Raw genomic sequence first — 13,042 nt, 5'->3', positions numbered from 1 at the left:
CTTGGTGGCCTGATCGCCGCAACGGAGACACGTCATGCAATACCGCCGCATGGGCTGCACCGGCCTGAAACTGTCCGCATTCTCGTTTGGCGCCTGGGTCACCTTCGGTCGCCAGGTCGGCCGCTCGCAGGCGCGCGAGCTGCTGGCGCTGGCCCACGACCGCGGCGTGAATTTCTTCGACAACGCCGAAACCTACAATGCCGGTGACGCCGAGGAGCTGATGGGCGACGTGCTGGCCGACCTGCGCTTCCCACGCGACAGCTACTGCGTGTCGAGCAAGGTGTACTTCGGCGCGACGACGGATCCGAAGCCGACCCAGCGCGGCCTGTCGCGCAAGCACGTGATCGAGGCCTGTCATCAGGCACTGGCGCGGCTGAAGGTGGACTACCTGGACCTGTACTTCTGCCACCGTCCGGACCCGGAGACGCCGATCGACGAGACCGTGGCGGCGATGGACCTGCTGGTGCGCCAGGGCAAGGTGCTGTACTGGGGTACCAGCGAGTGGCCGGCCGAGGCGATCGAACAGGCCCATCGCATCGCGCGGGCGCAGCACATGGCCGAGCCGGTGGTCGAGCAGCCGCAGTACAACCTGCTGCATCGCGAGCGGGTCGAGCAGGAATACGCGTCGCTGTACGAGAAGTACGGCATGGGTACCACCATCTGGTCGCCGCTGGCCTCGGGCCTGCTCACCGGCAAGTATCGCGACGGCGTGCCCGACGACGCCCGGTTGAACCAGCCGGGCTACGAGTGGCTGCGCGACGAACTGCTGGACAAGGGACGCGGCCGGGTGGCGCGGGCGCAGCGGATCGAGCCGATCGCGCAGGAGCTGGGCGTGTCGATGGCCCAGCTGGCGCTGGCCTGGTGCCTGGCCAACCCGCACGTCTCCACCGTGCTGCTGGGTGCTAGCAAGCCGGAGCAGCTGACGCACAACCTCGACGCGCTGGATCTGCTGCCTGGCCTCGATGAGGAGACCCGCCGGCGGATCGAGGCGGCGGTGGCCTGAGCGCCTTCCGGGGGGGGGCGTCAGCCGCCCAGTGCCAGCGCCGTGCCGAGATCGATCAGCGGCCGGGCTAAAAGGATCCGGGCCACGATCAGCACCAGCATCACCACCATCGGCGAGAAATCGAGCGTGCCGGCGGTGAGCTTGCCGCGCAGCGGCCGCAGCAGCGGCTCCACGATGGCCGCGGCCAAGCGCATCAGCGGCTGGTACGGATCGACCTGCAGCATGCTCAGCAGCGACCAGCCGAAGATCAGCACCAGGTAGAACAGCAGCACGAAGTCGATCAGGTCGGCGGCGCCCAGCAGCAGCAGGCCGGCGATGTGCGGCGCCACACCCATCAGGGCGAACAGGGCCGCGCGTTCCAGCACCATCACCAGCCACGCCAGCAGCATGGCGGCGAGGTTGATCCGTCGCCAGTTCGGGATCACCCGGCGGACCGGCGCCAGCACCGGGTTGGTCGCCTTGTACAGGAACTGGCTGAGCGGGTTGTGGAAGTCGGCACGGGACGCCTCGGCCAGCAGGCGCAGCACGAACAGCGTGGCCACCAGGCTGAAAGCCAGCTGGAGGATCACCGAGAGGGCGTTGAGCAGGTAGGTCACTTGGGTCGTTCCGGGCTCAGGTCTTGTCCAGTTCCGCCGCCAGCTCGCCGCCACGACGGGTAGCGGCGGCCACGGCATGCGCCACGATACCGGCGAGATTGTCCCGCGCGAAGCTCTCCAGCGCCGCCTGGGTGGTGCCGTTCGGCGAGGTGACCCGGCGCCGCAGCTCGGCCGGGGACTCGCCGCTTTCGGTCAGCATGCGTCCGGCCCCCAGGCAGGTCTGCGCGGCCAGCGCGCGGGCGGTGTCGCGGTCCATGCCCTGGGCCACCGCGGCATCCTCCAGCGCCTCGACCAGGGCGAAGAAGTAGGCCGGGGCCGAGCCGGCGATGCCGGTCACCGTGTCCATCAGCGCCTCGTCGTCGACCCAGCGGGTCAGGCCGGCGGCGTCCAGGATGTGTTGCGCCTGCGCGCGCTGCGGCGGACTGACCCGGGCATTGGCGCACAAGCCGGTGGCGCCGGCGCCGATCAGGGCGGGGGTGTTGGGCATGCAGCGCACGATCGGCAGGGCGCCGAACCAGCGCTCGAGCTGGTCGATCCGCACGCCGGCGGCGATCGAGATCAGCAGCGGGCGCTGGCGCTGGAACACTTCGCGCAGCTCCTCGCGGATCGCCGGCATGATCTGCGGCTTGACCGCCAGCAGCACCACCTCGGCGTCGGCGGCGGCCAGCCGGTTCTCGGCATAGGCCGCCACCCCGAACTCGCGCGCCAGCGCCTGGCGCCCCTCGGCCTGCGGGTCGGAGACGGCGATCGAGGAGGCGGCCACGCCGGTCCGGATCAGGCCGCCGATGAGGCTGCGGGCCATGTTGCCGCCACCGATGAAGGCGATGCGTGTCATGTTCGCTCCTTTGCAGATCGTCAGCCGGTTACCTTAGCGCACCTGTCCGTGCATGCGTTGCAAAACCGCCGTCCGGGGCTGGTCGCGGCGGCCACGCGGCGAGTAGTATCGAGCCGCTGCGGATGGGGGAAGTCCGGGGTTGCTTCAGGCTGTCGGCGCTGCGCGGCAAATGGCTGCGAGGAGCGTCCGGGGCATGAGGCCGCCGCATCGTCCACCCTGTACTGCTGTCATTCCAGACGATCGGTTTTGAGGGGGAAACACCCGATGGATATCGCCGAACTGCTCGCCTTCTCGGTGAAGAACAAGGCATCTGACCTGCACCTGTCGGCGGGCCTGCCGCCGATGATCCGGGTCGACGGCGACGTGCGCCGCATCAACATCCCGGCGCTCGAGCACAAGCAGGTGCACTCGCTGATCTACGACATCATGTCGGACAAGCAGCGCCGCGATTACGAAGAGTTCTACGAGACCGACTTCTCGTTCGAGATTCCCGGCCTGGCGCGTTTCCGCGTCAATGCGTTCAACCAGAATCGCGGCGCCGGCGCGGTGTTCCGTACGATTCCCTCCGAGGTGCTGACGCTGGAGGACCTCGGTTGCCCGAAGATCTTCCGCGAGCTGATCGAGCAGCCGCAGGGCCTGATCCTGGTGACCGGGCCGACCGGCTCGGGCAAGTCCACCACGCTGGCGGCGATGGTCGACCACATCAACAAGACCGAATACGGGCACATGCTCACGATCGAGGACCCGATCGAGTTCGTGCACACCTCGCAGAAGTGCCTGGTCAACCAGCGCGAGGTGCATCGCGACACGCACGGCTTCAACGAGGCGCTGCGCTCGGCGCTGCGCGAGGATCCGGACTACATCCTGGTCGGCGAGCTGCGCGACCTGGAGACCATCCGCTTGGCGCTGACCGCCGCGGAAACCGGTCACCTGGTGTTCGGCACGCTGCACACCAGTTCGGCGGCCAAGACGGTGGACCGCATCATCGACGTGTTCCCCGCCGGCGAAAAGCCGATGGTGCGTTCGATGCTTTCCGAGTCGCTGCGCGCGGTGATCTCGCAGTCGCTGATGAAGAAGGTCGGCGGCGGCCGCATCGCGGCGCACGAGATCATGGTGGGCATCCCGGCCATCCGCAACCTGATCCGCGAGGACAAGGTCGCGCAGATGTATTCGTCGATCCAGACCGGCCAGCAGTACGGCATGCAGACGCTCGACCAGAACCTGCAGGACCTGGTCAAGCGTGGCCTGGTGGCGCGCCAGGAGGCGATGACCTACGCCAAGAACAAGGACATCTTCAAGTAAGCCGGCGACGGCCGGCTGGCGCCCGTCGCGCCACTGCCGCCGCCTGCACAAGCGTCCGCACCGAGCCCTATCGTCTCCCGGAGGAGACCCGCCATGAGCGACTTCGACTTCACCTCGTTCCTCAAGCTGATGGTCCACAAGAAGGCCTCGGACCTGTTCATCACGGCCGGCGTGGCCCCCTCGATGAAGGTGCAGGGGCGGATCGTGCCGATCACCCAGAGTCCGCTCAGCCCGCAGCAGTCGCGCGACATGGTGCTGAACATCATGACGCCCTCGCAGCGCGAGGAGTTCGAGAAATCCCACGAGTGCCAGTTCGCCATCTCGGCGCAGGGCGTGGGCCGCTTCCGCGTGTCGTGCTTCTACCAGCGCAACTGCGTGGGCATGGTGCTGCGCCGGATCGAGTCGAAGATCCCGACCATCGAGGAGCTGACGCTGCCGCCGGTGATCAAGCAGCTGGCGATGACCAAGCGCGGCATCATCATCTTCGTCGGCGGTACCGGTACCGGCAAGTCGACGTCGCTGGCGTCGATGATCGGCTACCGCAACCAGAACTCGACCGGGCACATCATCACCATCGAGGACCCGATCGAGTACGTGCACAAGCACGAGGGCTGCATCATCACCCAGCGCGAGATCGGCATCGACACCGATAGCTGGGACAACGCGCTGAAGAACACCCTGCGCCAGGCGCCGGACGTGATCATGATCGGCGAGGTGCGCACCCGCGAGACGATGGAGCACGCGATCAACTTCTCCGAGACCGGCCACCTGTGCCTGTGCACCCTGCATGCGAACAACGCCAATCAGGCGATGGACCGCATCCTGCACTTCTTCCCGGAGGATCGCCGGCAGCAGCTGTTCATGGACCTGTCGCTGAACCTCAAGGGTATCGTCGCGCAGCAGCTGATCCCGACCCCGGACGGCAAGGCGCGCCGGGTGGCGGTGGAAGTGCTGCTGGGCACGCCGCTGGTGCAGGACTACATCCGCCAGGGCGAGGTGCACAAGCTCAAGGAAGTGATGAAGGAGTCCACCAACCTAGGCATGCGCACCTTCGACCAGAGCCTGGTCGAGCTGTACCACGCCGGCGAGATCTCCTACGAGGACGCGCTGCGCCACGCCGACAGCTCCAACGAGGTGCGCCTGCGCATCAAGCTGGCCCAGGGCGGCGATGCGCATACGCTGTCGCAGGGGCTGGAGGGCGTGGAGCTGGAGGAATCCCGCGATCGCCAGCAGTTCGGCGGTGGATTGCTGCAGCGCTGACCGGCTCGCGCCGTCGGCAAGGAAAAAGGCGCCCCGGAGGGCGCCTTTTTCATGGGCGGATGCCGCCCGGTCAGTCGTCGTGGCCGGTGATCTTCAGGCCGCTGGTGTCGACGCTCTTCACGCCCTTCACCTTCATCGCCACCTCCTTGGCTGCGGTGATCTCCGAGTCGCCGGAGACGGTGCCGCTCAGCGTGACGTGGCCGTGCTTGGTGGTGACCGAGATGTCGGTGGCGTCCACGCCCTTGGTGGTGGCGAACTCCGACTTCACCTTGGTGGTGATCCAGGTGTCGGACGTGGCGCGCTCCATCTGGTGCATGTCGGACTTCATCTCGGTCTTGGCCGAGGTGTCCTGCGCGCTTGCCTGTGTCACGGGCAGGGCGCCGAAAGCCGCGATCAGGGACAGGGCGATCAGGTTCTTGCGGATCAGGGAATGGCGCATGGGGACTCTCCTTCTGTCGTGATGGCTTGGCCCGGAGGCCACCGGATGCCCGGTTGGCGTCCGTGGAGCCATGGCAACAGCGGCGCCGTGAAGGCCTCGTCGCCCGCCACCGGCGGCGTTCAGCGGACCATCAAGCATGCGAAGACGCCGGTCACGCCGTGCTCACGAAAAAACAGGGGCGCCCGAAGGCGCCCCTGCAGTGCGTTCCAGCGAGGCCGGAGTGTCGTTATTTCCACTCGGTCTGGCTGGTGATCACCAGGCCGTCGCCATCCACGTGGGCTTCCGAGGAGATCGACTGGACGCGTGCCGCCTGCGCCTGCATCGCCGACAGCTGCGCGTGGGTGCGGGCGGCTGCCTGCTGTCGTGCGGAGGCCGCGGCGGCGGCGTCCGCATCGTTGCCGCCGGCCTTGGCCATCGCCTCGCTCATCGCCGCCAGGCTGTCGGCCTTGTCCATCATCAGCTTCACCCAGGACTGGTACATCGCGCCGTCCAGGTGCAGTCGCATCATCTGCCCGGCATCGCCACCGGGCTGCTTGAGCGTGTCGGCCAGCTTGGCGTCCTCGCCCGTGCCGATGCCCAGTGCGAGCGCCTTTTCGCCCATCGCGATCCAGCCCGGCTGCGACAGGATGCGGGTCATGTCCGCTGGCAGGGCGACCGGCGTGCCATCGGGGCTCACCTTCAGCTGCGCCAGCGCGGGCGTCATCATCTGGCCCATCGCCAGCAGGCCGGTCGGGTTCTTGGTGCCGACCACGATGCGGCCAGTGAAGCTGGGCATACCCTGGCCTTTGCCGGCATCCAGGCTGTCCAGCGCGATGCGCACGCCAAGCAGGTCGCCAAACGGCGGGATCGCGGCTTTCTGCATCGACGGGCCGAGCTTGGCGAAGCCGTCGTTGAGGTCGGCCAGGGCCGGGCAGGTGAACGGCTTGGCCGCCACCGCATCGGCCTGTGCGCTCCAGAACGTGCGCAGTTCGGTCACCGGCAGCGCGAAGCTGACGTCGAACGGCGCGCTGCCGTCGGCGCCGAGGCCGGGCAGGGCGACCTTCAGCCCGGAGAACGCCTGGGTGATGTCGCTGGCCAGCGACAGGTCCATGCGCATGTCCTGGTGCTTGGCGTCCAGGCGGGTGTAGCCGAAGCTCAGCGCGGGCACGCGCGCGGCGATGCGCGTGGCATCGGTCTCGCACGAGGCCGGGATCTGCATCTGATTGGCCACCGGCTCGCCGGTCTTGGCCGACTCGGTTTCGGCGTGCGCCTTGAACATGGCCAGGAACAGCGGATCCTTGCCGCTGGCGATCAGCGGCAGCAACCGGGTCAGATCGACCAGGCCGACGGCCTGCTTGCCGTAGCCCTTGGCCTTGGCCAGCGTGGCCAGACGGCCGTCGTCCTGCAGGCTCTTGGCCGGACGATCCAGCCCGAGTGCCTCGCGCAGCAGGTGGTCGGAGACGTCGGCCGGCAGCAGCGCGGCGACCGCCTGCTTGCCGACCACGGCGAGGATCAGCTCGGTGCCGGATTCCTTCGACACGTAGCGGCGATAGCTGGTGCTGCCGACCTTGGCGACCTCGAGCTTCTTGCCGTAGGCGGCCTCAAGGCGACCGACAAACGCGTCGAAGGCGGCCGGGTCGCTCAGCTGGAAGCGCGCCACCGGGGCCAGCCCGAGACCGTAGAAGGCCGAGTAACCCTTGGTGTCCAGCCCGGTGTTCTTGGCGAACTGCTCGATGGTCTTGCCGTCGAATTCGCCGGCAAAGGCGTGCAGCAGATTGGCGGCATCCGGATCCTTGGCCTTCAGCTCGTCGGCCGCCGCCTTCATCTGGGCAACCTGGGCCGGCAGCTGGGCGTTGGCCTGGGCGAACAGCGCCTCGCGCGTGCTGTCGTCGAGCACGTCGAGGTTGGCGGCCACGTACGGCGTGTCGGCCGGCACGAACGCCAGCGGTGCATCCTTGTCCTTGTGGCTGCAGGCGGCCAGCAGGATGCCGGTCACGCCCAGCGCCAGTGCGCGCTTCATCGGTCGCATAGTCTTCCCCAGTTGAGTGTGGTCTTGCGGCATCCATTATGCCGCCTCGTGGTTTGCCCTTCGTGTCTCAGCGTGCGAGCAGCTCGCTGAGCACCGCCATGCGGGTGAACACCCCGTTGCCCACCTGTTCCAGGATGCGCGACTGCGCACCGTCGGCGACATCCGGCGCGATCTCGATGCCACGGTTGATCGGCCCCGGATGCATCACCAGGCAGCCCTTCCGGGCCAGCGCCAGGCGGCGGGTGTCCAACCCGAACTGGCGGAAGTAGGCCGCTTCGTCGGGCAGTTCGGTCTGCGCCATGCGCTCCTTCTGCAGGCGCAGCATGATCACCGCGTCCACACCTTCGATCGCCCGGTCGAAATCGTCGAAGAAGCGGCACTGCGGGAACTCGGCCGTCTCCGGCATCAGCGCCGCCGGGCCGCACAGGCGGATGTCGGGTACGCCCATGGCGGCCAGTGCATGCACATCCGAGCGCGCCACGCGCGAGTGCTTGACGTCGCCGCAGATGACGACGCTGAGGTTTTCGAAATCGGGGCGGTGCTGGCGGATGGTCAGCAGGTCCAGCAGGCCCTGGGTGGGGTGGGCGCGGTTGCCGTCGCCGGCATTGATCACCGACACGCCGCTCATCGCGTGGCGCACCAGCTCGTCCGGGGTACCGGACTCCTTGTGCCGCACCACGATCGCGTCCAGGTGCATGGCCTCCAGCGTGTGCAGGGTGTCGTACAGCTCCTCGCCCTTGTTGGCGGAGGAAAAGCCGATGTCGAAATTCACCACGTCGGCACCCAGCCGGCGCGCCGCCAGCTCGAACGAGGTGCGGGTGCGGGTGGACGGCTCGAAGAACAGGTTGAGCACGGTGCGGCCGGACAGCATGTCGATCTTGCGGGTGCCGTGCGCGCAGGCGTCGCGCAGCGCCACCGCGCGGTCCAGCAGGCGCTCGATGGTCGAGCGCGACAGGTTTTCCAGCGTGGTGAGGTGGCGCAGGCGTGAGCTCATGGCGGTCCGGTCGGCGATGTAAGGGTCAGTGGGAAGAGCCGGCTTCGGCCAGCCAGCGTTCGAGGATGACGGCGGCAGCCTCGGCGTCGATCCGTGCGCCGTCGCGTCGCCGCTTGAGCCCGGCGGCGCGGGCGTCGGCGAAGCGCCGCGAGGCTTCGCGGGAACTGTGGCGCTCGTCGACCAGGGTGACCGGCATGCCGTAGCGCTCATGCACGGCTTCGGCGAAACGCCGCGCCAGCCGGCTGGCCGGCTGCTCACGGCCTTCCAGGTCCAGCGGCAAGCCCACGACCAGGGTATCCGGCGACCAGCCCTGTTGCAGGCGGTCCAGTGCGTCCCAGTCCGGCTGTCCTTCACGCATGGCGATGGTGTCCAGCGCGCGCGCGTTGCCGGTGATGCGGTTGCCGACGGCCACGCCGATCAGCTTGCTGCCGACGTCGAAGCCCAGCACGCAGCTCATCGGGATGCGCTCACGCGTGTCCGGCGTAGCCGGGCAGCTGCAGCGGGTCCAGGCCCATCAGGCCGGCGGCCGCGCTCCAGCGTTCGTCCAGCGGGGTGTCGAAGATGACCCGGTCGTTCGCCTCGACGGTGAGCCAGGCGTTGTCCTTCAGCTCCTGCTCGAGCTGCCCGGCGCCCCAACCGGAGTAGCCCAGCGCGAGCAGCGCCTGGCGGGGTCCCTCGCCGGCGGCCATCGCCACCAGGATGTCGCGCGAGGTGGTGATCGACCAGGCCTCGTTGACGCGGAAGCTCGACTCCCAGTGTCCGTGCTCGCGGTGAAGCACGAAGCCGCGCTCCTGCTGCATGGGACCGCCGATCAGCACCGGGGCGTCGGCCAGGTCGAGATCGGCGCATTCCAGCTTCATCTGCGCCAGGATGTCACCCAGGCGGTATTCGGACAGCTGGTTGATCAGCAGGCCCAGCGCACCGTCCTCGTCGTGCTGGCACAGCAGCACCACGCCGCGCGCGAACGGCCCGTCGGTGAGGCTGGGCATGGCGATGAGGAAATGCCCGGCGAGGGAGGAGGGAGGCGAGAGCTGCATGGCCGGCATTGTAGTCGCCGGCGCGCCGCGCTGCCTGCATGGCGGGAAAATCACTTGTTGCGCAGAACGTCGCCGGGCAGGAACTGCCAGGTGCGGGTGATGTACAGCTCGTCCACCCCCTTGTCGCTCGGAATCGGCGGGAACGGTGCGGACAGCCGCACGATGCGCTGGGCCGCGGCGTCCAGCAGCGGCGAGCCGGAACTCTGGATCACCTTGATGCTGATGACGCTGCCGTCCCGGTCCAGACCGACGGTGAGGATCAGCTCGCCGTGCAATTGGCGTCGCCGGGCCTCTTCCGGGTAGTTCAGGTTGCCGATCCGCTCGACCCGGTCGGACCAGCCTCGGATGTAGCTGGCGTAGGCGTATTCGCGGGTATTGGCCGAGATGTATTTCTTGCGCGGCCGCTTGGCGTAGGCCTCGTTGCGGTTGCGCAGTTCGGCGGCGAGCTGGGCGATCTCCTGGCGGCGCTGCAGTTCCGCCGCGCGGTCGGCGGGATCGCTGTCCACCGGGCGCCGCTCGCTGCCGGCATCCACGGTGAAGCGGCTGTCGCCGCGGGTGGTGACCATGCGGTCCGGCCGCGGCGGCTGAGGCACGGGGTTGGCGTCGTCCACCGGCGCCGGTGCCACGCCCGGGGTCGGCTTGGGCAGCGGCCCGCTGAAGGCGTTGGAGGGGCGCTCGGCGCGATCGCTGGTGCCGCCGCCACGGTTGTTCGCCTGGGCCAGGAAGTCGGCCTTGTCCGGCGCTTCCCGGTTGGCCACGTTGACCAGGGTCACGTCCAGCGTGGGCAGGCTCGGCTTGGGTTTGACGAAGTCGAACGTGATGCCGAGCAGCAACACGCCGTGCAGCACCAGCGAGAAAAGCAGGGTGGCCCCGATCATGTCGGGACCGGTGGCGCGTTGGACGGGGCGACTCACTTAGGCACGGCTTCCTGGGATGTCCGTTCGATCGCGTCGAACAGGGTCCCGGCAATGTTAAGGCCGAACTGGGCGTCGAGCTCACGCACGCAGGTCGGCGATGTGACGTTGATCTCGGTCAGGTAGTCGCCGATCACATCCAGACCGACAAACCGCAGGCCGCGGCGGCGCAGTTCCGGGCCGATCTCGGCAGCGATCCAGCGGTCACGGTCGGACAGCGGCACGCCCTCGCCGCGGCCGCCGGCCGCCAGGTTGCCGCGGAACTCGCTGCCCTGCGGGATGCGCGCCAGCGCATAGGGCACCGGCTCGCCATCGACCAGCAGCACGCGCTTGTCGCCGGCGCTGATCTGGGGAATGAATTTCTGCGCCACCGCGAACTGCCGCCCCTGCCCGTGCGAATCGCCGCCCAGCAGGGTCTCCAGCATCGAATTCAGGTTCGGGTCGCCGGCTTTCACGCGGAAGATCCCCCGCCCACCCATGCCGTCCAGCGGCTTGAGCACCGCCTCGGCGTGTTCGGCGACGAAGGCGCGCAGTTCGGCCGGATCGCGTGCCACCAGGGTCGGCGCCATGCATTGCGGGAAATGCAGGGCGAACACCTTCTCGTTGCAGTCGCGCAGCGAGCGCGGGTCGTTGATCACCTGGGTGCCGGCGCGCTGCGCAGCCTCCAGCACCATGGTGTCGTAGAGGAACTGCTGGTCGACGGGGGGATCCTTGCGCATCAGCACCACGTCGATGTCGCGCAGATCCTGCCACTGCGCCGCTTCCAGCTCGAACCAGCCGGTGGGATCGTCCTTCACCCTCAGTGGGGCCAGTCGCGCCCATGGCAGGCCATCGCGCAGGGCGAGGTCACCCTGTTCCATGTAGAGCAGCCGATGGCCCCGCCGCTGCGCTTCCAGCAGCATGGCGAAGGTGGTGTCCTTCACGATCTTGATGGCGCTGATGGGGTCCATCAGCACGGCGACCGAGAGCGGCATGGGCTTCTCCGGGGTGGGGCAGGGCCGTTGTGGGGACGGGCATGTTCGCCGACCCGCCGGTGCCGGGCAAGGCGCGCCGGCCCCCTCGAAGGAGCCGGTTGACCGTTTTCGCAAGCGCGACACACTGGGCAGCCAGCAGCCTTTCGGCTTGACGGGCCGGGGGGCAAGCGGTAAACAGCAACGACTGATCGGCGTTCTACGAAAAAACGCGTCATAACAACACCAAGCTGGACATTTTTAATCTGCTGCGATAGCGCCGAAGGCTGCCAAGGCGCTAACGCTGCTTCACCTGAGCCTGGGGCGGGCCGCAGGGGGATTGAGTGAACTTGAACGTGAGTGCTAACGGTCTGGCCGGTCTGAAGGTCATGGTGATCGACGACTCCAAGACCATCCGGCGCACCGCCGAGACCTTGCTGAAGAAGGAAGGCTGCGACGTGCTGACCGCCGTCGACGGCTTCGAGGCGCTGGCCAAGATCTCGGACCAGAAACCGGCGATCATCTTCGTCGACATCATGATGCCGCGCCTGGATGGCTATCAGACCTGCGCGCTGATCAAGAACAACCCGCTGTTCCGCTCCACGCCTGTCATCATGCTCAGCTCGAAGGACGGCCTGTTCGACAAGGCCCGCGGCCGCATCGTCGGCGCCGAGCAGTACCTGACCAAGCCGTTCACGCGCGACGAGCTGCTCGGAGCGATTCACCGTCATGTCGGTGCGGCGGCCTGACATGCACGACTACGGCGTCTGAGGGGAGGCCTGTGGCAAAGATTCTCATCATCGACGACTCGCCGACCGACGTGCGGGTCTTCACGACCCTCCTGGAGGGGGCCGGCCATGCCGTCTCGGCGGTCAGTACGGCCGAGGAAGGCATCGAGCGGGTGCGCGGCGACATGCCGGACCTGGTGATCATGGACGTGATCATGCCGGGCATGAACGGCTTCCAGGCGACTCGTACGCTGACGCGCGATCCGGCGACCTCGAACATCCCGATCGTGATGATCACCACCAAGTCGATGGAAACCGATCGTGTCTGGGGGTTGCGCCAAGGGGCCCGGGCCTTCATCACCAAGCCGGTGAAGGAAAAGGAATTGCTGGCCTGCATCAACGACCTTTTGCCGAGTGCTGCATGAACGAGGCGGCCAATCTCTCCCCATTCGAGGTTCTTGCCCGCTACGAGCGTCTGTCGCTGGCCCACACCTCCGATACCCGGCAGACGATGGAGGCGCCCGGTCTGTGGCGCGGCATCGGCTATCGCGTGGGCTCACGGCTGTTCGTGAGCAGCATCGACGAGATCAATGAACTGCTTGCGGTACCCGTGATGACCACGGTGCCGGGCACGCAGCCCTGGCTGCTGGGCGTGGCCAATGTGCGCGGCAACCTGGTCCCGGTGATCGATCTGGGCCGGTTCCTGTTCGATGCGCGCACCCAGGTCACCGAGCGCACCCGCCTGCTGATCGTGCGGCAAGGCGGCGGCAACGTGGCTTTGATGGTCGACGAGGTGTTCGGCCAGCGCACGGTGGACGAGATCCAGCGCCGTGATGCCGAGCCGGAAGACGATCCGCGCCTGGCACGCTTCGTCGACGATCGAGTCGGCGAGCAGAAACTGGCGCTGTTCAGCATGGGGCGGCTGGTACGCGCCCCGGATTTCCGTCAGGCCGCGGCTTGACGGACGGAACGATGG

At 67.8% G+C, this 13,042-nt stretch carries 15 protein-coding genes; 6 read left to right on the top strand and 9 right to left on the bottom strand.

All coding sequences use genetic code 11. The features are described from left to right. Positions 1–34: 34 nt before the first annotated feature. Positions 35–1,003, top strand: coding sequence for a potassium channel beta subunit family protein (locus tag ATSB10_RS10625; protein ID WP_063672678.1), 969 nt, complete (start codon positions 35–37; stop codon positions 1,001–1,003). A 20-nt stretch (positions 1,004–1,023) separates the two neighbouring features. On the opposite strand, the gene ATSB10_RS10620 is transcribed toward ATSB10_RS10625, so the two are convergent. Beyond that, on the bottom strand, positions 1,024–1,599 hold the full coding sequence (locus ATSB10_RS10620) for a YggT family protein (RefSeq protein WP_063672677.1): 576 nt from the start codon (positions 1,597–1,599) through the stop codon (positions 1,024–1,026). Positions 1,600–1,615: 16 nt separating this feature from the next. Next, the gene (gene proC / locus ATSB10_RS10615) at positions 1,616–2,434 is read right to left on the bottom strand and encodes a pyrroline-5-carboxylate reductase (RefSeq protein WP_063672675.1); all 819 of its coding nucleotides are present in this window, start codon (positions 2,432–2,434) and stop codon (positions 1,616–1,618) included. A gap of 264 nt (positions 2,435–2,698) precedes the next feature. On the opposite strand from proC, the gene ATSB10_RS10610 reads away from it, so the two are divergent. Next, positions 2,699–3,736, top strand: coding sequence for a type IV pilus twitching motility protein PilT (locus tag ATSB10_RS10610; protein ID WP_063672673.1), 1,038 nt, complete (start codon positions 2,699–2,701; stop codon positions 3,734–3,736). Between the two features lie 93 nt (positions 3,737–3,829). Further along, the gene (locus tag ATSB10_RS10605; protein WP_017461545.1) at positions 3,830–4,996 is read left to right on the top strand and encodes a PilT/PilU family type 4a pilus ATPase; all 1,167 of its coding nucleotides are present in this window, start codon (positions 3,830–3,832) and stop codon (positions 4,994–4,996) included. A gap of 70 nt (positions 4,997–5,066) precedes the next feature. On the opposite strand, the gene ATSB10_RS10600 is transcribed toward ATSB10_RS10605, so the two are convergent. From ATSB10_RS10600 to gshB, 7 genes are all read right to left on the bottom strand, one after another. Next, a complete protein-coding gene (locus ATSB10_RS10600) occupies positions 5,067–5,435 on the bottom strand; it encodes a BON domain-containing protein (RefSeq protein WP_063672671.1) in 369 nt (122 codons plus the stop codon). Positions 5,436–5,661: 226 nt separating this feature from the next. Continuing rightward, a complete protein-coding gene (locus ATSB10_RS10595) occupies positions 5,662–7,443 on the bottom strand; it encodes a hypothetical protein (RefSeq protein ID WP_063672669.1) in 1,782 nt (593 codons plus the stop codon). A gap of 67 nt (positions 7,444–7,510) precedes the next feature. Beyond that, positions 7,511–8,437 (bottom strand): aspartate carbamoyltransferase catalytic subunit, encoded by a 927-nt coding sequence (locus ATSB10_RS10590; protein ID WP_063672667.1) that lies wholly within the window; start codon positions 8,435–8,437, stop codon positions 7,511–7,513. Between the two features lie 25 nt (positions 8,438–8,462). Next, positions 8,463–8,894: a Holliday junction resolvase RuvX gene (gene ruvX, locus ATSB10_RS10585; protein WP_063672665.1), complete on the bottom strand. Its 432-nt coding sequence runs from the start codon at positions 8,892–8,894 to the stop codon at positions 8,463–8,465. A 10-nt stretch (positions 8,895–8,904) separates the two neighbouring features. Then, entirely contained in the window at positions 8,905–9,483 is a 579-nt protein-coding gene (locus ATSB10_RS10580; protein WP_063672663.1) for a YqgE/AlgH family protein, read from the bottom strand. 41 nt (positions 9,484–9,524) lie between these two features. Then, the gene (locus ATSB10_RS10575; RefSeq protein ID WP_236886401.1) at positions 9,525–10,388 is read right to left on the bottom strand and encodes an energy transducer TonB; all 864 of its coding nucleotides are present in this window, start codon (positions 10,386–10,388) and stop codon (positions 9,525–9,527) included. Then, positions 10,385–11,362 carry a glutathione synthase gene (gene gshB / locus ATSB10_RS10570; protein WP_063672659.1) on the bottom strand — a complete coding sequence of 326 codons (978 nt, stop codon included), beginning with the start codon at positions 11,360–11,362 and terminating at the stop codon, positions 10,385–10,387. Before gshB ends, ATSB10_RS10575 begins: the two co-directional genes overlap by 4 nt. Before the next feature lie 365 nt (positions 11,363–11,727). On the opposite strand from gshB, the gene pilG reads away from it, so the two are divergent. Genes pilG through ATSB10_RS10555 form a run of 3 tightly spaced genes read left to right on the top strand, consistent with a single transcriptional unit; the run spans position 11,728 to position 13,027 of the window. Beyond that, positions 11,728–12,087 (top strand): twitching motility response regulator PilG, encoded by a 360-nt coding sequence (pilG, locus tag ATSB10_RS10565; RefSeq protein ID WP_052329397.1) that lies wholly within the window; start codon positions 11,728–11,730, stop codon positions 12,085–12,087. Between the two features lie 32 nt (positions 12,088–12,119). Further along, the gene (locus tag ATSB10_RS10560) at positions 12,120–12,491 is read left to right on the top strand and encodes a response regulator (protein ID WP_017462746.1); all 372 of its coding nucleotides are present in this window, start codon (positions 12,120–12,122) and stop codon (positions 12,489–12,491) included. After that, on the top strand, positions 12,488–13,027 hold the full coding sequence (locus tag ATSB10_RS10555) for a chemotaxis protein CheW (protein WP_017462745.1): 540 nt from the start codon (positions 12,488–12,490) through the stop codon (positions 13,025–13,027). The genes ATSB10_RS10560 and ATSB10_RS10555 overlap by 4 nt, the downstream gene beginning before the upstream one ends. Positions 13,028–13,042: the final 15 nt, after the last annotated feature.

The sequence above is a fragment of the Dyella thiooxydans genome, from assembly GCF_001641285.1.
Lineage (GTDB): Bacteria > Pseudomonadota > Gammaproteobacteria > Xanthomonadales > Rhodanobacteraceae > Dyella_A > Dyella_A thiooxydans.
This window is presented reverse-complemented; position numbering and strand designations above follow the sequence as displayed.

Bases quoted from the DNA above. Each gene is read 5' to 3' on its own strand.
- proC (WP_063672675.1), bottom strand. From the start codon at position 2,434: ATGACACGCATCGCCTTCATCGGTGGCGGCAACATGGCCCGCAGCCTC.
- pilG (WP_052329397.1), top strand. From the start codon at position 11,728: ATGGTGATCGACGACTCCAAGACCATCCGGCGCACCGCCGAGACCTTG.
- ruvX (WP_063672665.1), bottom strand. From the start codon at position 8,894: ATGAGCTGCGTGCTGGGCTTCGACGTCGGCAGCAAGCTGATCGGCGTG.
- ATSB10_RS10590 (WP_063672667.1), bottom strand. From the start codon at position 8,437: ATGAGCTCACGCCTGCGCCACCTCACCACGCTGGAAAACCTGTCGCGC.
- ATSB10_RS10605 (WP_017461545.1), top strand. From the start codon at position 3,830: ATGAGCGACTTCGACTTCACCTCGTTCCTCAAGCTGATGGTCCACAAG.
- ATSB10_RS10595 (WP_063672669.1), bottom strand. From the start codon at position 7,443: ATGCGACCGATGAAGCGCGCACTGGCGCTGGGCGTGACCGGCATCCTG.
- ATSB10_RS10580 (WP_063672663.1), bottom strand. From the start codon at position 9,483: ATGCCGGCCATGCAGCTCTCGCCTCCCTCCTCCCTCGCCGGGCATTTC.
- ATSB10_RS10555 (WP_017462745.1), top strand. From the start codon at position 12,488: ATGAACGAGGCGGCCAATCTCTCCCCATTCGAGGTTCTTGCCCGCTAC.
- ATSB10_RS10625 (WP_063672678.1), top strand. From the start codon at position 35: ATGCAATACCGCCGCATGGGCTGCACCGGCCTGAAACTGTCCGCATTC.
- gshB (WP_063672659.1), bottom strand. From the start codon at position 11,362: ATGCCGCTCTCGGTCGCCGTGCTGATGGACCCCATCAGCGCCATCAAG.
- ATSB10_RS10600 (WP_063672671.1), bottom strand. From the start codon at position 5,435: ATGCGCCATTCCCTGATCCGCAAGAACCTGATCGCCCTGTCCCTGATC.
- ATSB10_RS10610 (WP_063672673.1), top strand. From the start codon at position 2,699: ATGGATATCGCCGAACTGCTCGCCTTCTCGGTGAAGAACAAGGCATCT.